The organism is Blautia sp. AF26-2 (assembly GCF_003460955.1).
Classification (GTDB): domain Bacteria; phylum Bacillota; class Clostridia; order Lachnospirales; family Lachnospiraceae; genus Fusicatenibacter; species Fusicatenibacter saccharivorans.
Genome location: NZ_QTWD01000006.1, coordinates 52,586 through 70,258 on the forward strand (window position 1 = coordinate 52,586; position 17,673 = coordinate 70,258).

Consider the following 17,673-nt stretch of genomic DNA (forward strand, 5'->3'; position numbering starts at 1 on the left):
ACAAGTCCGGAAAAAGCGGCATGCAGGTCATGAAAAAGCTGATGGCGTTTATCGGAAATTATAAAATTTTCTTAGGCCTTAGTATTGTCCTAGCTGCGGTTACCGTTATTTTACAGCTTTATATTCCGATCCTGTTCGGCGATGCGATCGATGAGGTTGTTGCAGCCCACCAGGTCAATTTCCCGGAGATGTGGTTCTATCTGAAACGAATCGTATTCTTTACCCTCGTTTCCGCACTTTCCGCATGGATCATGAACCTGATCAACAACCGTATGACGTACCGCATCGTGCGCGACCTTCGTTCCCAGGCGATCCGTCATATCCAGGTGCTGCCGCTGTCCTATCTGGATCAGCACAGCTCCGGAGACATCGTAAGCCGTGTTATCGCAGATACCGATATCTTATCGGACGGTCTTCTGCTTGGCTTTACGCAGCTGTTCTCCGGCATCGTAACCATTATTGTGACACTGTTTTTCATGTTCTCGAAGAACGTATGGATCACCCTTCTTGTGATCTGCCTGACACCTCTGAGCTTCTTCGTGGCAAAATTTATTTCCGGCCGCTCGTTCAAAATGTTCCAGAAACAGAGTGAGACGAGAGGAAAACAGACCGCACTCATCGATGAGATGATCGGAAACCAGAAAGTAGTCAAAGCGTTCGGCTATGAGGAAAAAGCTTCCGAGCGTTTTGCAGAGATCAACAAAGATCTGCAGAAATACAGCCAGCAGGCCGTGTTCTACAGTTCCTTAACGAACCCGTCCACCCGTTTTGTCAACAACGTGATCTATGCCGGTGTTGCCCTTGTGGGAGCTTTCATGATCCCGGGCGGCGCGCTGACCGTCGGCGGACTTTCCGTTCTGCTGTCGTACGCAAATCAGTATATGAAACCGTTCAATGATATCAGTTCCGTTATCACCGAGATGCAGAACGCGCTTGCCTGCGCAGGCCGTATCTTTGCTCTTCTGGAAGAGAAAGAGGAAAGTGCAGACCCGGCCGGAACGATCGATACCGTGACGGGAAATGTGACGATCGATGATGTAGCATTCAGTTATGACAAAGAGAAAAAACTGATCGAGAACTTTAATCTTGACGTACAGCCGGGCATGCGTGTTGCCATTGTCGGCCCGACCGGATGCGGAAAGACGACGTTTATCAACCTGCTGATGCGCTTCTATGATGTCGATGCCGGAAAGATCTGCATCGACGGAAAGCCGATCGACGAACTGTCCCGCCATGCGCTCCGCAGCTGCTTTGGTATGGTGCTGCAGGATACCTGGATCAAACAGGGAACCGTGCGCGACAACATCAGCTTCGGAAAGCCGGATGCGACGGAAGAGGAGATCATCAATGCGGCCAAAGAGGCACACAGCTGGGAGTTTATCAAGCGTCTGCCGAAGGGACTTGACACGGTTCTCAGCGAAGACAGCATCAGCCAGGGGCAGAAACAGCTTCTCTGTATCACCCGTGTCATGCTCTGCCTGCCGCCGATGCTGATCCTCGACGAGGCGACCTCCAGCATCGATACCCGTACCGAACTGCAGGTTCAGGAGGCGTTTGACAAGCTGATGCAGGGCAGAACGAGTTTCGTCGTTGCCCACCGTCTGTCCACGATCCGCAACGCTTCGCTGATCCTCGTCATGAAAGATGGAAAGATCATCGAGCAGGGACGCCATGAGGAGCTTCTTGAGAAGAAAGGCTTCTACTACAATCTGTACAACAGCCAGTTCCAGGCGTCATAAAAGATATTTGGAAAAGAGAACAGCAGATCTGTGCCGCGCATGCGATTTTGAGGCGTGCGCGCTCAGATCTGCTGATTTTTTATATGTTTTTGCAATATTCTGAAAAAAATACGGCATGGGGTATTGACGAATCCTATCACAGGTGCTATAGTTTTACAAAAATAAAAAAAGACGTAGAAGTTTTTAGAAAATGTGCGGAGAGCTTTTGGAAATTTAATTTTCGAAAGGTGCACGACCGAAGAAGTAAAACTTTCAGGTGCTGGTTCTCTTCTTAAAACAAGAACGGACGGGAGACGGCGAGGACTAAAAACGGAGTGGTCTCTGGAGAAGCTCTTGAAAAGAGTGCCGAAGGTGCAATGCAGCGATGCAGAATCTCTCAGGCAAAAGGACAGAGTCAAAAAAGATACAGAAGAAAAACAGCCGCGGAACAAAAAAAGCGGTGCGCAGAAACGAAAAAATTCCGGAAGCGCGGTTTTTTGCTGTATTTTTCAATCAGAGCCATGTTCTGCAGGAAAAATTCCGCAGGAGATGGTATTTTTTTTCTCAAAACGGTGCGGATGTGTGATCCACATCGTTCAGACCATACGTCGAATGGAAAGGGAGAAAAGAAAATGGATGCATTGAATCAGGCAATTGCGCAGATCAGTGATGTGCTCTGGAACAGCGTACTGCTGTTTCTGCTGGTAGGTACGGGAGTTTATTTCTCTGTTCGGACCCGCTTTGTACAGGTAAGAAAGTTTAAGACCGCGTGGAACCGCGTCTTCGGCGGTTTCTCGTTAAAGGGTAAGAAGGCCGGAAAAGACGGCATGACTTCCTTCCAGGCGCTTGCAACAGCGATCGCCGCACAGGTCGGAACCGGAAACATCGCAGGATGTGCGACCGCACTCGTATCCGGCGGCCCGGGAGCCATCTTCTGGATGTGGCTTGCTGCGTTCTTCGGCATGGCAACGATCTACGGCGAGGCGTATCTCGCGCAGATCTCCAAACGCCGCGATGAGAGCGGGGAAATCATCGGAGGACCGGTTTACTACATTACCCACGCATTCAAGGGAACGTTTGGAAAAGCACTGGCAGGCTTCTTTGCCGTAGCCGTTATTCTGGCGCTTGGCTTTATGGGAAATATGGTACAGTCGAACTCCATCAGTGATGCGTTCTACACCGCATTTTCCGTACCGAAATGGGTGATGGGTGTGATTGTAGCCGTTCTCGCCGCATTCATTTTCATCGGAGGTATCTCCCGTATCGCATCCTTCACCGAAAAAGTTGTTCCGGTGATGGCAGCACTGTATCTCGTCGGAGCCCTTGTTGTTATTCTGATCAACATCCAGCATGTGCCGTCAGCGATTGCTTCGATCTTTATCTATGCATTCCGTCCGGACGCCGTATTTGGTGCAGCAGCCGGTATTACCGTGCGGAAAGCCATGCGTTACGGTGTTGCCCGAGGCCTCTTCTCTAATGAAGCCGGTATGGGTTCCACCCCGCATGCCCATGCGATTGCCGATGTCGAGAACCCGGAGGATCAGGGTGAAGTAGCGATGATCGGTGTCTTTATTGATACCTTCGTTGTCCTGACCATGACCGCTCTCGTTATTCTTTCTTCCGGCGTTCTGGAAGAGATGATGAGTACCGGTGTTAAAGGAACCCCGGTCGCACAGGCGGCATTCCGAACCGGCCTCAAAGGCTTCGGACCGGCGTTCGTAGCGATCTGTCTTCTGTTCTTTGCATTCTCGACCATCGTCGGATGGTACTTTTTCGCAAGACAGAACGTACAGTATCTGTTCGGAAAGAAAGCAGTCGTTCCGTTCTCGCTGATCGTCGTTGTGTTCGTTTTCCTCGGCTCTCTGCTGAAAGTGGATCTCGTATGGAACCTGTCAGACCTCTTTAACGGCCTGATGGTAATTCCAAACCTCATGGCGTTGATCGTCCTCGCAGGAACCGTAGCAAAAGCGGCAAAAGGTGAAAAAGTAGAATTCTAATCATATATACAGAACGGGAAAAAGGAGGAAAGTCTGCTGATGCAGACTTTCCTCCTTTTTGCAATTATTCAGAGCCACATAAAATTTCAAGAAGAACTGTTCGTTCATGCGAGCATGACTCACAGTTCTTCTTGAAATTTTGCATGGCTCTGAATAATTGCAAAAAGAAAGACCGGCAGGGGAGCTACCGGTCTTTCAAGGGGAGTATAAATAATTAATAAGGGGTTATTAATTGTAAAAAAATTTATGAAGGGTAAATTCTTTTACAAAATTGATTATAATACAGATAACGGGAAAAAGCAACATCGAAATTCAAAAGTTGGAAAAAATTACCACAATTTGGAAAGCAGTGGTCCGAAAGCAGGAAAAACACTGTATTTTTGGGCTTGCATTCCCCACTTTGGAACAGATACCGTGGAAAAACAGGGTTCTGGATGCATAATCTGCGCGGAAAAAGCGATACTAAAGGATGTCGCAGGACAAAAAAACATTCAGGAGGAAACAAGATTATGACCAGAAACAGCAAAAATGAATACAGCAAAAATGAATACAGCAAAAACGAGTACAGCAAAAACGGATACGAGAAAAGCGAATACAGCAAAAACCAGAAGAACAGCAGAGACTGCAATCATGTGAAAGACCGTGAGATGTCATCCTACGGTCAGCAGAACCGGGAGCAGGACGAGAAGGATGAGTATGAAAAATACTAAGTAAACCTTGGGATTCCGGCAGAAAAAGCCGGCGGAGGGTCCCATACGGACTCTGCCGCCGGTTTCTGCATACATATAAAACAGGAGAGAAAGTCAGATCCGGAGAGGGGGACCAGGATATGGCAGGCATGACACTGCTGGCGGCAGACCAGCTGGACTGGTACGTGGGAAAACCGTGGGCGATGATCATCGATGTGCGGAGCCGGCGGGAATACGAAAAAGGGCATGTGAAAGGAGCGGTGAATCTTCCCTATGACCATCTGCTCGAACGGGTCTGTCTGCCGCGGGACAAAATTCTTGTGATCTGCTGTGAGCGGGGTGCCGCGAGCATGGCGGAGGGAAAGCGGCTGGCGGAGAACGGATACGAGGTCAAAACGGTCATCGGCGGAATGCATGCATACCGCGGACGATATCTGGTGGCGGGAGAAGAGCTGTAATGGGGCGGCAATCCAACATTTCTTCTTGTCAAGCGGGAAAAGATACGGTAAGATGAAACAGAAAACAATACAAAACCAAACCACAAAACGAAAGAGAGATCACGATATGAAATACATGTTTGCATCTGATATTCACGGTTCTGCCTATTACTGCAGAAAAATGCTGGAAGCCTTCGAGGCAGAGGGCGCAAGCCGCCTGTTTCTGTTAGGCGACCTTCTCTATCACGGCCCGAGAAACGATCTTCCAAAAGAATACGCACCGAAACAGGTCATCGCCATGCTGAATGAGAAAAAACAGTACCTCACCAACGTGCGCGGAAACTGCGACGCAGAAGTAGATCAGATGGTACTGGAGTTCCCGGTGCTGGCAGATTACGGCATCCTGATCGAGGGAGGCCATACCTTCTATATGAGCCATGGCCACATCTACAATGAGCAGAATCTGCCGCCGCTGATGGATGGAGATATCTTCCTGTACGGCCATACCCACGTCCTGCGTGCCGAGAAAAAAGGCGCACACACCTTCCTGAACCCGGGTTCTGTATCTCTGCCGAAAGAGGGCAATATCCCGACCTATGCAATCCTCGAGGACGGCGTATTTACGATCAAAGGCTTTGACGGCACCGTCGTAAAACAGCTCACATTATAAGAGGGGACGGGAGAGTATGGAATTATATGAACTGATCGCCCCGTGCCACTTCGGCCTGGAGGCGGTGATGAAACGTGAAATCCTCGACCTCGGCTACGAAATCGAGCGCGTGGAGGATGGAAAAGTAACGTTTCTTGCAGATGCAGAGGGAATCGCCTACGCAAACCTGTTCCTTCGCACGACCGAGCGTATCCTGCTCAAAGTAGGACAGGTCCACGCCGAAACGTACGATGAACTCTTTGAAGCGACAAAAGCGCTCCCGTGGGAGAAATTTATCCCGAAAAACGGAAAGTTCTGGGTAACGAAGGCAAACTCCATCAAGAGTAAGCTCTTCAGCCCGTCCGATATCCAGTCGATCATGAAAAAAGCGATTGTCGAGCGATTGAAACAGGTCTACCACATGGAGTGGTTCCCGGAGGACGGTGCACAGTACCCAATCCGTGTTTCGATTTTAAAAGACGAGGTTACGATCGGACTCGATACCTCCGGCGTTTCCCTTCATAAGAGAGGCTACCGCAAGCTGACCGCGAAAGCGCCGATCACCGAGACCCTTGCCGCAGCACTTATCATGCTGACTCCGTGGAAGGGTGACCGGATTCTTGTCGATCCGTTCTGCGGAAGCGGTACGTTCCCGATCGAGGCGGCCATGATGGCGGCCGATATTGCACCGGGTCTCAACCGTTCTTTCCTTGCGGAGCAGTGGACGCACCTCGTGCCGAAAAAATGCTGGATGGATGCGGCGGAGGATGCACGCTACCGGATCCGGAACGATATTGAGACAGATATTCAGGGCTTTGATATCGACGGAGATGTCATCAAGAGTGCCAGAGAGAACGCAAAGCTGGCCGGTGTGGATCACCTGATCCATTTCCAGCAGCGTCCGGTTGCCGAGCTGTCGCACCCGAAAAAATACGGTTTTCTGATTACCAACCCGCCGTACGGTGAGCGCCTGGAGGACAAAAAAGATCTTCCGGCCCTGTATCAGGCATTAGGAGAGCGGTACCGCGCTCTCGATTCCTGGTCGATGTATCTGATCACGAGCTACGAGGATGCCGAGCGGTATCTCGGCAAAAAGGCGGATAAAAACCGTAAAATTTACAATGGAATGCTGAAAACCTACTTTTACCAGTACGCGGGACCGAAGCCGCCGCGCCGGGAAAAAGAACAGAAATAATACAAATGGAGGAGCAATGCCGAATGATTTTTGGTGTTGCTCCTCTTTGGTAACAAAAATTAAAAGAAAAATTTTAGAAAAGGTTAATATTTCCTTGAAATCACTGCACTACTGTGCTAAACTGTCCTCATGCGAAATTTTTTCATCAAGCGGAGGAAACCATGAACGGACAGGAGATCAGAGACAGGCTGCTGCATTCCTACGAGAGGAGCTACGATATCGTAAAGCCGTCCGAAGTAAACGGCCATACATACGATGCCTGTGCAAGCTACCACGAGAGCGGCGCAAAATACGTGCTCTCAAAGAAAGCAGAGTTGTGGAGGATCAGCTGTCATGAGCATGCGTATTTTAAAGCGGTGGAAGAACTGAACGATCAGGACGTCGAAACATTTCTGACGGACCTGACAGAATGGATAGAGCCAAAGGTGGTTCGCGAGGGGAAGGAAGTACCGGATACCGACCACATGTACACGCTGGTCACCGGTATTTTTTTTGCGGACAAACCGGTTGCGGACAGCGTAAAGAAGAAAATCCGAAAATATAAGTATTATAAAAATTACCGGTTTTCTTTGAGAGGCTATTGTCAGGTGCGGCTGCTCGTCTTTGATACGGCAGAACAGAAAGTGTTTGGAAACCGGGCGGCTTGGGAATTGGTAAAGGGATATGCTAAGATGTTCCGGTCTTAGTTATCTATAAATTTATTCTACCAAAAAGAGGGAGGAAAAAACAAATGAATAGTATTCTTGTACTGGTTGTCGGAATCGGCATTCTGATCGCCGGATACGTATTCTACGGAAAATGGCTTGCCGAGCAGTGGGGCGTTGATCCGAAACGGAAAACCCCTGCATTCACCGAGGAGGACGGTGTGGACTACGTTCCTGCCAAAGCTCCTGTCTTAATGGGACATCACTTCTCATCCATCGCAGGCGCAGGCCCGATCAACGGACCGATTCAGGCCGCTGTCTTTGGATGGGTTCCGGTTCTTTTATGGGTACTCATCGGCGGTATCTTCTTTGGAGGCGTTCATGATTACGGCGCACTGTTTGCATCCCTGCGCCACAAAGGACAGTCCATCGGCGAGGTTATCGCAGACACCATGGGAAGTAAAGCGAAAAAACTCTTTATCGTCTTCGCTTACCTGACCCTGATTCTTGTTGTTGCAGCCTTCGGTTCCATCGTTGCCAATACCTTCAAGGCAGCCTATACCGAGAGCGGCGCTGTCGATGTGGCAGCAAGTTCTGCAAATGCAACAACCGCTATGATTTCCATTCTGTTCATCGTACTCGCCGTTGTGTTCGGTTTCATGGTATACAGAAGAAATGTATCTCTTGGCGTTTCCACCATCGCAGGCGTTGCAGCTATTGTTGTCTGCGTTGTTGTTGGATTAAACTTCCATCCGATCTATCTCTCTGAGACAGCATGGATGGTAATCGTTGGTATCTATATCACCGTAGCTTCTGTTGCACCGGTCTGGATTCTGCTTCAGCCGCGTGACTACTTAAGCTCCTTCCTTCTGTACTTCATGATGATCGTAGCCGCTGCCGGTGTCATCGGAAGTGCTCTGATGGGCCATGCATCCCTGGATATCCCGGCATTCACCGGATTCAAAGATACGCTGGCTCCGACCGGAAGTTCTCTTGGATTTATGTTCCCGGCCCTGTTCGTAACCATCGCCTGCGGAGCAATTTCCGGATTCCATTCACTCGTTGGTTCAGGAACTACATCGAAACAGCTTGACAATGAGAAAAATGCCCGCCCGATCGCATACGGCGGTATGCTGATTGAGTGTGCACTTGCAATCGTATCTCTGTGTGCAGTCGGCTACATCTGGTCCAGATACGCAGACGGAACCACCGTTGTTCCGACCGCTGTATTTGCAACCGGTATCTCTGAGATGGTAGCAACTATTCCGGGACTTGGCGGATCGACCCACGTACTGTACTCTCTGCTGGTTCTGACTGTATCGGTATTCTGCCTGACTTCTCTGGATACCGCAACCCGTCTGGCAAGATACATGTTCCAGGAGTTCTGGCTTGAGCCGGGACAGACTTACAAAGAGGCAACCGGCTACAAAGCCGTTCTGACCAATCCGGTTGTATCAACCGTTATCACCGTAGTACTCGGCATCGGCCTTGGCCTGACCGGTTATTCCAAAATCTGGCCGCTGTTCGGTGCATCCAACCAGCTGCTGGCAGCCATCGGACTTCTTGCTGTTGCCACCTGGCTTGGAAAAGTCGGCAAAAACAACAAAATGTTCCTGTTCCCGATGGTATTCATGCTGATCGTAACCATCACATCCCTTGTACAGACCCTGATCGCAAACTTCAAGGGCCTTGGCGCAGGCGTTGGCATCGGCTGGTGCGTAGCACGTATCGTGCTGGCAGGCCTGCTTGTCATCCTGGCGCTGATCCTGGCTGTCGATGGATTCAAGACTCTGGCAAATCAGAAAAAAGCAAAATAATGTGTGATTACAAAAAAGGCTCCCGGATAAAAACGGGGGTCTTTTTTTGTGACAGGGTTCTTGTGTTTGCGTCACACATACGGTATAATGATCGCAAGTTATTTCAGCGTGAAAGAAGGAAAACGGTTATGAAAAAAATTGTATTTGCAACAGGAAACGCCGGCAAAATGAAAGAAATCCGTGAAATCCTTGCGGATCTGCCGGTGGAAATTTATTCGATGAAAGAAGCCGGCATTTCGGTTGAGATCGATGAGAACGGCAAAACCTTTGAGGAGAATGCAAAAATCAAAGCACAGACCGTTGCCGGATGCACAGACGGCGACATGATCGTGCTGGCGGATGACTCCGGTCTGGAAGTAGATGCCTTAAACGGCGAGCCTGGTGTCTATTCGGCAAGATATATGGGAGAGGATACGTCCTACCGCATCAAAAATCAGAGCCTCGTTGACCGCCTGGAGGGCGTGCCGGTGGAAAAAAGAACGGCACGATTCGTCTGTGTGATTGCAGCTGCCTTCCCGGATGGAACAGTCTGTACCACCAAAGGAACGATCGAGGGAAAAATCGGTTACGAGGAACGCGGGGAGAACGGTTTTGGCTATGACCCGATTTTCTATCTGCCGGATATGAGCCGCACGACCGCAGAACTTTCTCCGGAAGAGAAAAACGCAGTCAGCCACAGAGGAAAAGCACTGGCGGCGATGAAAGAACAGATTGCATCATATTTGAAATAAGAAGAGGGAAGAGAATGAGTATGAAATTTCTGATAGTGAGCGATACCCATGGACGGATGTATAACCTTGAGGAGGCCATGGAACGTGAGGAGTTCGACGGCATGATCCACTGCGGTGACGTGGAAGGGATGGATGACCTGATCAAATCCAAGGTAAACGGCCCGTGCTATATGGTCATGGGAAATAATGACTGGTTTTCAGACCTCCCGGCGGAGATTCAGGTGAACATTGATGATTACCGTGCCTTTATCACACACGGTCATAACTACGGCGTATCGCTCGGCCTGGAGGGAATCTATGCGGAGGCACTTTCCAGGGGTGTGGATATCGTACTGTTCGGCCATACGCACCGGCCGGTCGCAGAAAAGCGTGGAAATCTCTGGATTGTCAATCCGGGCAGCCTCACGTATCCGCGTCAGATGGGAAGAAAACCAAGCTATGCCATGCTGGCGATCAACGAAGAGCATGAGCTTTCGGTGGAAATCAAGTATCTGGATTAAAAAACGGGTCGAAAAAGGGCGGAAAACAGCCCAAAATCGAATGAATTATCGCAACTAACATGACTATTCCAAAGAAAACAGGGTAGTACCGGAGCAGGTTCTGACTAATCCTTAAAAAGTTTGTCAAAAAAATACAATTTAGGTGTTGACAGATGAGAAAAGATATGATAAGATCTTTTTGTTGTCCGGTGAGAACAAAACAACACAAAAAACATTTTGAAAAAAATGAAAAAAAGTGTTGACAAACCGAAAACAATGTAATATAATAAATCTTGCGTCGAGCGCGAAAGGGTTAAACGCAAATTGGGAAACCTTGTTTACGGGGTGTGGCTCAGCTTGGCTAGAGCGCCTGGTTTGGGACCAGGAGGTCGCAGGTTCGAATCCTGTCACCCCGATGTCGTGCGGGTGTAGTTCAATGGTAGAACACCAGCCTTCCAAGCTGGATACGTGGGTTCGATTCCCATCACCCGCTTGCTGCTACAATTTTGTAGAAGCTGTGTGCTTGTAGCTCAGTTGGATAGAGCAACGGCCTTCTAAGCCGTGGGTCGGGGGTTCGAATCCCTCCAAGCACGCTTCACTAAAATTAAATAGTGAAAAAGACTGTAAGTCGTAATTATGGTGGGTATAGCGCAGTTGGTTAGCGCGCCAGATTGTGGCTCTGGAGGCCAAGGGTTCGAATCCCTTTATCCACCCTGCCAGCAAGGCGAAACATTGGGCTATCGCCAAGCGGTAAGGCACAGCACTTTGACTGCTGCATTCGCTGGTTCGAATCCAGCTAGCCCAGTTGGATGCAAAAGTATACGGAGCATTAGCTCAGTCGGTAGAGCACTTGACTTTTAATCAAGTTGTCCGGGGTTCGAATCCCCGATGCTTCACTAAATAACCCATAGAAAACGCCCATGGAGGTTTTCTATGGGGTTTTTCTTTTTTGAAAAAATAATATGCGGTTATGACGGAATTGGCAGACGTGCAGGATTTAGGTTCCTGTGCCTTTCGGCGTGTGGGTTCGAGTCCCACTAACCGCAGAAAAATCCACAGCAGTAAAATGACAAAAATCAGATTCTAAATAATTGCAGCAAAAATATTCGCGCATCAAATATCTTAAAAACTCCAAACAGAACCGAAAATCAAATAGAGAATAGATAGAGGAAAAATGGTATGACAAGAGAAAAGTATGAGTCATTGCCTTTGAGCATGCTGAAAGCGCTGGCAAAATCCAGAAACATGAAGGGGATTTCCACCCTGCGGAAAGAAGCGCTGATTGAGCGGATGCTGGAAGAAGATCAGAAAGAAAACCAGAAAAACATGGAAGAGCCGGCGGTTCTAAAAGAGGAAAAAAAGACGGAAACTGTACAGGATCAGAATCAGGAACCGCAGGAAAAGCGGGAGGATGGTATGGAGCGCCAGAATCGGGAAAACTCGGAAAACGGCACCGCGCGCCCGTACCAGAGACCGCGGTATGTCCGCCGGGAAGAGCGCAGTGAAAACGGAGAGCGCCAGGAGTACCGTCCAAGAGCGCCGCGTTTCAATGAGCGTAGATTTCAGGAACCACGGAATTATAATCAGAATAACCGTGAGGAAGAGCAAAGACAGGAGCCGCGTCAGGAAGCAGGGCAGGAAATGAGACAGGAGCCGCTGCGTCAGGAAGCAAGACCAGAGACGAGACAGGAACCGCGTCAGGAAACCAGCACGCTCGACAGCGGCCAGGAGGCCTGCGGCATCCTCGAGGTCATGCCGGACGGATTTGGATTTATCCGCTCCGACAACTATATGCCGGGCGACAGCGATGTCTACGTTTCTCCGTCCCAAATCCGCCGTTTCGGACTGAAAACGGGAGATATCATCCGCGGAAACACGAGAGTAAAGTCCGCAACCGAAAAATTCAGCGCCCTTTTATACTTAAAGAGCGTCAACAATCTGCCGCTCGACCAGATCATGCGCCGCGGCAATTTCGAAGATATGACACCGGTCTTCCCGGATGAGCGGCTGCGCCTTGAGCGCCCGGGCGGAAGCATGGCGATGCGGATCGTGGATCTTGTAAGTCCGATCGGAAAAGGCCAGCGAGGCATGATCGTCTCCCCGCCGAAAGCCGGAAAAACGACGCTTTTGAAGGATGCGGCAAAATCCATCCTGCGGAACAACCCGGAGATGTATCTAATCATCCTTCTGATCGACGAGCGGCCGGAGGAGGTCACCGACATCAAAGAAGCGATCCAGGGCTCCAATGTGGAGGTTATTTATTCCACGTTTGATGAGCAGCCGGAGCACCACAAACGCGTGTCCGAGATGGTCATTGAGCGCGCGAAACGTCTTGTGGAGAGTAAAAAAGACGTTACGATCTTCATCGACAGCATCACACGTCTTGCCAGAGCTTACAACCTGACCGTTCCGCCGAGCGGCCGTACCCTTTCCGGCGGTCTCGATCCGGCAGCACTCTACATGCCGAAACGGTTTTTCGGCGCGGCCAGAAACATGCGCGAGGGCGGAAGCCTGACGATTCTTGCAACGGCGCTTGTGGACACCGGAAGCAAGATGGACGATGTCGTTTACGAGGAATTCAAAGGCACCGGAAACATGGAACTCGTGCTCGACCGGAAACTGCAGGAACGCCGCGTCTTCCCGGCCATCGACATAGCCAAATCGGGAACAAGAAGAGAAGATCTGCTTCTGACACCAGATGAGCAGGAGGCCGTTTACAATATGCGGAAAGCATTAAACGGCATGAAATCCGAGGAAGCCGTGGAAAATATTCTGAACATGTTTGACCGTACCAGAAACAACGGCGAACTGATTCAAATTTTAAAGAAACAAAAAATAGTATAAGGCTTGCAATTTTCAAAATTGTGTGATACAATGAGAAAGCTGTGCAAGGTTGATGAGATTTTGTCAGCCTGAAATACGAAATCATCAGAGTAAATCTGAGAAGATAACAATATTAAGAAGAGGTGAATAAAATGAGAGAAGGAATCCATCCAGAATACCATCAGGCAACTGTTACCTGCAACTGCGGAAATACTTTCGTAACAGGTTCTACCAAGAAAGAGATCCACGTTGAGATCTGTTCTAAATGCCATCCGTTCTACACTGGCCAGCAGAAAGCTGCTGCAGCTCGTGGACGTATCGAGAAGTTCAACAAGAAATACGGCATGAAATAAGAATTGAATCAAGCAAGATGAAAAACGGGCTGAGGTTGGAAGATCTCAGCCCGTTCTTGCGTTACGGATGCAGAAAATCCCCTTTGAGGAGGTAAACGTAAATTATGAAATCATCCAATATTGGCGGCCAGGCCGTGATGGAAGGCGTCATGATGATGAACAAGGACCGCTATTCCGTCGCAGTACGCCGGCCGGACGGGGAGATTGAGGTTAAAGTAGAGCAGCACAAGCCGCTGACGAAGCACAAGGAGCTCTTAAAAGTTCCGATTCTGCGCGGTGTCTTCAGCTTTGCCGATTCGATGATCGTCGGCATGAGTTCCCTTATGTACTCCGCTTCGTTCTATGAGGACGAGGAGGAGGAAAAGAAAAAGCCGGCGACGAAAGAGGAAGAGGAGCAGCAGAAAGCGAAAAAAGAAAAGACAGACAGGCTGATGATGTACGGAACCGTCACATTTTCCGTTGTCATCGCCGTCGTTCTCTTTCTGATGGTGCCGTACTTCCTGTCCGAACTGCTGCACAAAGCGGGAGCCGGAACGACACTGACCGCGGTGGCAGAGGCCTTTGTGCGTGTGGCACTGTTCCTCGGCTATCTGGCAGCCATTTCCCGTATGGAAGACATTCAGCGCGTGTTCATGTACCACGGCGCCGAGCATAAATGCATCAACTGTGTTGAGCACGGTCTGGAACTGAACGTGGAAAACGTCTTAAAGAGTTCCCGGGAGCACAAGCGCTGCGGAACGAGCTTTCTGATGTACGTCATCGTCATCAGCATCATCTTTTTCATGTTCATCCGGGTCGATTCCCCGGTGCTGAAAATCGTGATCCGCCTGCTTCTCATTCCGGTGATCGCGGGCGTTTCGTATGAAATTATCCGCCTGGCGGGAAAAAGTGACAATAAACTGGTCAACCTGATCAGTAAACCGGGCCTGATGCTGCAGCACCTGACGACGCGCGAGCCGGATGCCGAGATGGCAGAGGTTGCGATCGCCGCTGTGGAGGCTGTGTTTGACTGGAGAGCGTACCTGAACGAAAACTTTGGTTATACGTACCCGGCCAAAACCGAAAAGAAAGAACATGAGGAGCCGTGACCGATGAGTGTGCACGATAGAAAAAACTTGAAATCTGCACTGGAATCCGCTATTCTGTACTTACAAAAGCAGGGGGTGGAGGAAGCCCGGCAGGACGCATGGCTTTTACTGGAGTATGTCTGCGGGATCAGCCACAGCACCTACTTTGTACACAGTGAAGATGAAATGCCAAAAGAACAGCAGGAGCAGTACGAAGCGCTGGTCAGAAAGCGCGGCGAACACATTCCGCTGCAGCAGCTGACCGGAGAGGCGTGGTTCTACGGAATTCCGTTTTTTGTGAATGAGCATGTACTGATTCCGCGGCAGGACACCGAGATTCTTGTGGAGGAAGCGCTCCGCGGCCTTCCAAAAGATGCACGGATCCTCGATCTCTGCACCGGTTCGGGATGCATCCTCATATCGCTTCTTGTGACGAGAGAGGACTGCACGGGAATCGGCGCGGATCTCTCCGAGAAAGCCTTACAGGTTGCGGAAAAGAACGGCGCACAGGCGGGCGGACGGGCATCGTTCGTAAAGAGCAACTTATTTGAAAACATCGAGGGAACCTTCGATGTGATCGCAAGCAATCCGCCGTATATCCGCACGGATGTGATTGAAACCCTGATGCCGGAGGTGCGCGACCATGAGCCGCGGATGGCACTCGACGGCAGTGCGGACGGTCTTGTCTTTTACCGGAAGATTACAGAGCAGGCAGGAAGCTATTTAAAAGAGGGCGGAAAGCTCTGTTTTGAAATTGGATACGATCAGGGAGATGAAGTGCGGGAGCTGATGGAAACCCACGGCTTTGCCGATGTACAGGTTCTGAAAGATCTGGCAGGCCTGGACCGCGTGGTGGCCGGTATCTGGCACAAAAAACCCTGACAGAAATGAATTTTAATTTTGACACCATAATGACATCATAAACAGACGAAAACAGTAAAAAGGAGCAGTCATTTTATGTTTGATAAACTTGATGATATCCTCATGCGTCTCGAGGAGGTACTGAATCAGTTAAGCGAGCCGGACGTCGCTGCCGATGCGGCGAAGTTCCAGAAGCTGATGAAGGAGCAGGCAGAACTCCAGCCGATCGCAGACGCATATAAGGACTATAAAACACAGAAACAGACCATCGAAGAGAGCCTGATGCTTCTCGAGGAGGAATCCGACGAAGAGATGCGCGAAATGCTGAAAGAAGAACTCTCCGATGCGAAAAAACGCGTAGAGGAGCTGGAGCAGGAGCTCAAAGTCCTGCTTCTGCCGAAAGACCCGAACGATGACAAGAACGTTATCGTAGAGTTCCGCGCAGGTGCCGGCGGAGACGAGGCGGCACTCTTTACCGCAGAAATCTGCCGTATGTACATCAAATACGCAGAGAGCCGCGGCTGGAAAACAGAGCTGACCAGCGCCGATGAAAACGGAATCGGCGGCTTTAAAGACGCAACACTTCTGATCAACGGAGCAGGCGCGTACTCCCGGATGAAGTACGAGAGCGGCACGCACCGCGTACAGCGTGTGCCGGAAACCGAGTCCGGCGGAAGAATCCATACCTCAACCATGACCGTAGCGATCATGCCGGAGGTGGACGACGTCGAAGTACAGATCGACCCGAAAGATTACAAATTCGATGTATTCCGTGCTTCCGGAAACGGCGGCCAGTGTGTCAATACGACCGACTCAGCAGTCCGTCTGACCCACTTCCCGAGCGGCATCGTCATTTCCTGCCAGGATGAGAAATCACAGTTAAAGAATAAGGACAAGGCACTGAAGATTCTGCGTGCCCGTCTGTACGACTTAGAGCAGCAGAAACAGCACGATGAGATGGCCGAGCTTCGAAAGAGCCAGGTCGGAACGGGAGACCGCTCCGAGAAGATCCGTACGTACAACTTCCCGCAGGGACGTGTGACGGATCACAGAATCAAACTGACCTTATACAAACTGGACGCCATCATGAACGGCGATCTGGATGAAATCATCGACAGTCTGATTGCAGCCGATCAGGCCGCAAAGCTGAGCAGCATGCAGGAAGAAGCATAATAATAAACGCTGCGAATCACGATTGGTCTACAGGATCGATTGTTGATAGAATAAACAAGAGAAAAAAGGGGAAAAGAGAAAGGGAAAACGCTATGAAGAAAACAGCACTTGTGATCATGGCAGCCGGAATCGGCAGCAGATTTGGAAAGGGAATCAAACAGCTTGAGCCAGTAGGACCAAACGGGGAGATCATCATGGATTATTCCATCCACGATGCACTGGAAGCCGGCTTCAACAAAGTAGTCTTCATCATCCGCAAGGATCTGGAGAAAGATTTCAAGGAAGTCATCGGCAACCGCATCAGCAAAATCACAGAGGTGGAATATGCATTCCAGGAGCTCGATGATCTGCCGGCAGGCTTTGCAAAACCGGAAGGCCGTACCAAACCGTGGGGAACCGGCCAGGCCGTTCTTGCCTGCAAAGGTCTTGTAAAAGAGCCGTTTGCTGTTATCAATGCTGATGACTATTACGGAAAAGATCCGTTCGTAAAACTGCACGACTACCTTGTACAGGAGCATGATGTGGATGAAGTTATGCCGATCTCCATGGCAGGATTCGTGCTTGGAAACACCTTAAGTGACAACGGCGGTGTTACAAGAGGTGTCTGCGTCGTTGATGAAAACGGAAATCTGACTGGTGTCAACGAGACGAAAAACATCGTAAAGACCGCAGAGGGCGCAGGCGTTGAAAAAGAAGACGGAACGGTTGATCCGATCGACAAAAACTCCCTTGTTTCCATGAACATGTGGGGACTGCAGCCGGAGTTCATTGATCTTCTGGAGAAAGGCTTTGTTGAATTCCTTTCTGCACAGAAAGAGGGAGATGTAAAAGGCGAGTACCTCCTTCCGATCTACATCGACGAGCTGCTGCACGCAGGAAAAGCAGAAGTAAAAGTTCTTCCGACCGACGCAGAGTGGTTCGGCGTAACGTATCAGGAAGACAAAGCTTCCGTAACAGAAGCATTCCGCAAACTGATTGCGGACGGCGTATACAGCGAGAAGCTGTACGACTAATTACGATATTTTGTTATTTGAGTGAAT

At 49.9% G+C, this 17,673-nt stretch carries 16 protein-coding genes, 7 tRNA genes and 1 riboswitch; all 23 genes read left to right on the plus strand.

The features are described from left to right. The first annotated feature begins 29 nt into the window (after positions 1-29). The 23 genes from DWY63_RS08975 (at position 30) to DWY63_RS09090 (ending at position 17,646) form a co-directional block, all read left to right on the plus strand. The gene (locus DWY63_RS08975) at positions 30-1,739 is read left to right on the plus strand and encodes an ABC transporter ATP-binding protein (RefSeq protein WP_082424887.1); all 1,710 of its coding nucleotides are present in this window, start codon (positions 30-32) and stop codon (positions 1,737-1,739) included. A 311-nt stretch (positions 1,740-2,050) separates the two neighbouring features. After that, a riboswitch (glycine riboswitch) is annotated at positions 2,051-2,141 on the plus strand. Positions 2,142-2,350: 209 nt separating this feature from the next. Continuing rightward, on the plus strand, positions 2,351-3,715 hold the full coding sequence (locus DWY63_RS08980; protein ID WP_117802009.1) for an alanine/glycine:cation symporter family protein: 1,365 nt from the start codon (positions 2,351-2,353) through the stop codon (positions 3,713-3,715). A gap of 509 nt (positions 3,716-4,224) precedes the next feature. Next, complete coding sequence (locus DWY63_RS08990; protein ID WP_055227027.1) at positions 4,225-4,425, plus strand: hypothetical protein; 201 nt, start codon at positions 4,225-4,227, stop codon at positions 4,423-4,425. Between the two features lie 119 nt (positions 4,426-4,544). Then, complete coding sequence (locus tag DWY63_RS08995; protein ID WP_243001874.1) at positions 4,545-4,862, plus strand: rhodanese-like domain-containing protein; 318 nt, start codon at positions 4,545-4,547, stop codon at positions 4,860-4,862. Positions 4,863-4,968: 106 nt separating this feature from the next. After that, the gene (yfcE, locus tag DWY63_RS09000; RefSeq protein WP_022462632.1) at positions 4,969-5,511 is read left to right on the plus strand and encodes a phosphodiesterase; all 543 of its coding nucleotides are present in this window, start codon (positions 4,969-4,971) and stop codon (positions 5,509-5,511) included. Positions 5,512-5,527: 16 nt separating this feature from the next. Then, positions 5,528-6,685 (plus strand): THUMP domain-containing class I SAM-dependent RNA methyltransferase, encoded by a 1,158-nt coding sequence (locus tag DWY63_RS09005; protein WP_117801933.1) that lies wholly within the window; start codon positions 5,528-5,530, stop codon positions 6,683-6,685. A gap of 161 nt (positions 6,686-6,846) precedes the next feature. Then, positions 6,847-7,371 carry a hypothetical protein gene (locus tag DWY63_RS09010; protein WP_055219714.1) on the plus strand — a complete coding sequence of 175 codons (525 nt, stop codon included), beginning with the start codon at positions 6,847-6,849 and terminating at the stop codon, positions 7,369-7,371. A 44-nt stretch (positions 7,372-7,415) separates the two neighbouring features. Next, the gene (locus DWY63_RS09015) at positions 7,416-9,146 is read left to right on the plus strand and encodes a carbon starvation CstA family protein (RefSeq protein ID WP_117801934.1); all 1,731 of its coding nucleotides are present in this window, start codon (positions 7,416-7,418) and stop codon (positions 9,144-9,146) included. A gap of 128 nt (positions 9,147-9,274) precedes the next feature. Next, on the plus strand, positions 9,275-9,877 hold the full coding sequence (locus DWY63_RS09020) for an XTP/dITP diphosphatase (protein ID WP_117760504.1): 603 nt from the start codon (positions 9,275-9,277) through the stop codon (positions 9,875-9,877). Between the two features lie 14 nt (positions 9,878-9,891). Continuing rightward, positions 9,892-10,377 (plus strand): metallophosphoesterase family protein, encoded by a 486-nt coding sequence (locus tag DWY63_RS09025; RefSeq protein WP_330415456.1) that lies wholly within the window; start codon positions 9,892-9,894, stop codon positions 10,375-10,377. A 320-nt stretch (positions 10,378-10,697) separates the two neighbouring features. Continuing rightward, a tRNA-Pro gene (locus tag DWY63_RS09030) sits at positions 10,698-10,772 on the plus strand. 6 nt (positions 10,773-10,778) lie between these two features. Beyond that, positions 10,779-10,849 (plus strand) — tRNA-Gly (locus tag DWY63_RS09035). 26 nt (positions 10,850-10,875) lie between these two features. Beyond that, positions 10,876-10,949: transfer RNA gene (locus DWY63_RS09040), tRNA-Arg, on the plus strand. 46 nt (positions 10,950-10,995) lie between these two features. Then, positions 10,996-11,069 (plus strand) — tRNA-His (locus DWY63_RS09045). 20 nt (positions 11,070-11,089) lie between these two features. Next, a tRNA-Gln gene (locus DWY63_RS09050) sits at positions 11,090-11,161 on the plus strand. A gap of 18 nt (positions 11,162-11,179) precedes the next feature. Continuing rightward, positions 11,180-11,252, plus strand: a tRNA-Lys gene (locus DWY63_RS09055). Between the two features lie 68 nt (positions 11,253-11,320). Further along, a tRNA-Leu gene (locus DWY63_RS09060) sits at positions 11,321-11,402 on the plus strand. 133 nt (positions 11,403-11,535) lie between these two features. Then, the gene (gene rho, locus DWY63_RS09065) at positions 11,536-13,200 is read left to right on the plus strand and encodes a transcription termination factor Rho (protein WP_117801935.1); all 1,665 of its coding nucleotides are present in this window, start codon (positions 11,536-11,538) and stop codon (positions 13,198-13,200) included. A 131-nt stretch (positions 13,201-13,331) separates the two neighbouring features. Beyond that, positions 13,332-13,532, plus strand: a complete 201-nt coding sequence (gene rpmE, locus DWY63_RS09070) for a 50S ribosomal protein L31 (protein WP_022462139.1) — start codon at positions 13,332-13,334, stop codon at positions 13,530-13,532. Positions 13,533-13,636: 104 nt separating this feature from the next. Further along, on the plus strand, positions 13,637-14,620 hold the full coding sequence (locus DWY63_RS09075; protein ID WP_117801936.1) for a DUF1385 domain-containing protein: 984 nt from the start codon (positions 13,637-13,639) through the stop codon (positions 14,618-14,620). Between the two features lie 3 nt (positions 14,621-14,623). Further along, the gene (gene prmC, locus DWY63_RS09080) at positions 14,624-15,481 is read left to right on the plus strand and encodes a peptide chain release factor N(5)-glutamine methyltransferase (protein WP_117801937.1); all 858 of its coding nucleotides are present in this window, start codon (positions 14,624-14,626) and stop codon (positions 15,479-15,481) included. Positions 15,482-15,556: 75 nt separating this feature from the next. Then, positions 15,557-16,633 carry a peptide chain release factor 1 gene (gene prfA / locus DWY63_RS09085; RefSeq protein WP_022462136.1) on the plus strand — a complete coding sequence of 359 codons (1,077 nt, stop codon included), beginning with the start codon at positions 15,557-15,559 and terminating at the stop codon, positions 16,631-16,633. A gap of 92 nt (positions 16,634-16,725) precedes the next feature. Beyond that, positions 16,726-17,646, plus strand: a complete 921-nt coding sequence (locus DWY63_RS09090) for a nucleotidyltransferase family protein (protein ID WP_055219722.1) — start codon at positions 16,726-16,728, stop codon at positions 17,644-17,646. Positions 17,647-17,673: the final 27 nt, after the last annotated feature.

Excerpts from the sequence above, each read along its gene's own strand:
- DWY63_RS08975 (WP_082424887.1), top strand. The coding sequence starts at position 30 with ATGAAAAAGCTGATGGCGTTTATCGGAAATTATAAAATTTTCTTAGGC.
- DWY63_RS08980 (WP_117802009.1), top strand. The coding sequence starts at position 2,351 with ATGGATGCATTGAATCAGGCAATTGCGCAGATCAGTGATGTGCTCTGG.
- DWY63_RS08990 (WP_055227027.1), top strand. The coding sequence starts at position 4,225 with ATGACCAGAAACAGCAAAAATGAATACAGCAAAAATGAATACAGCAAA.
- DWY63_RS08995 (WP_243001874.1), top strand. The coding sequence starts at position 4,545 with ATGGCAGGCATGACACTGCTGGCGGCAGACCAGCTGGACTGGTACGTG.
- yfcE (WP_022462632.1), top strand. The coding sequence starts at position 4,969 with ATGAAATACATGTTTGCATCTGATATTCACGGTTCTGCCTATTACTGC.
- DWY63_RS09005 (WP_117801933.1), top strand. The coding sequence starts at position 5,528 with ATGGAATTATATGAACTGATCGCCCCGTGCCACTTCGGCCTGGAGGCG.
- DWY63_RS09010 (WP_055219714.1), top strand. The coding sequence starts at position 6,847 with ATGAACGGACAGGAGATCAGAGACAGGCTGCTGCATTCCTACGAGAGG.
- DWY63_RS09015 (WP_117801934.1), top strand. The coding sequence starts at position 7,416 with ATGAATAGTATTCTTGTACTGGTTGTCGGAATCGGCATTCTGATCGCC.
- DWY63_RS09020 (WP_117760504.1), top strand. The coding sequence starts at position 9,275 with ATGAAAAAAATTGTATTTGCAACAGGAAACGCCGGCAAAATGAAAGAA.
- DWY63_RS09025 (WP_330415456.1), top strand. The coding sequence starts at position 9,892 with ATGAGTATGAAATTTCTGATAGTGAGCGATACCCATGGACGGATGTAT.
- rho (WP_117801935.1), top strand. The coding sequence starts at position 11,536 with ATGACAAGAGAAAAGTATGAGTCATTGCCTTTGAGCATGCTGAAAGCG.
- rpmE (WP_022462139.1), top strand. The coding sequence starts at position 13,332 with ATGAGAGAAGGAATCCATCCAGAATACCATCAGGCAACTGTTACCTGC.
- DWY63_RS09075 (WP_117801936.1), top strand. The coding sequence starts at position 13,637 with ATGAAATCATCCAATATTGGCGGCCAGGCCGTGATGGAAGGCGTCATG.
- prmC (WP_117801937.1), top strand. The coding sequence starts at position 14,624 with ATGAGTGTGCACGATAGAAAAAACTTGAAATCTGCACTGGAATCCGCT.
- prfA (WP_022462136.1), top strand. The coding sequence starts at position 15,557 with ATGTTTGATAAACTTGATGATATCCTCATGCGTCTCGAGGAGGTACTG.
- DWY63_RS09090 (WP_055219722.1), top strand. The coding sequence starts at position 16,726 with ATGAAGAAAACAGCACTTGTGATCATGGCAGCCGGAATCGGCAGCAGA.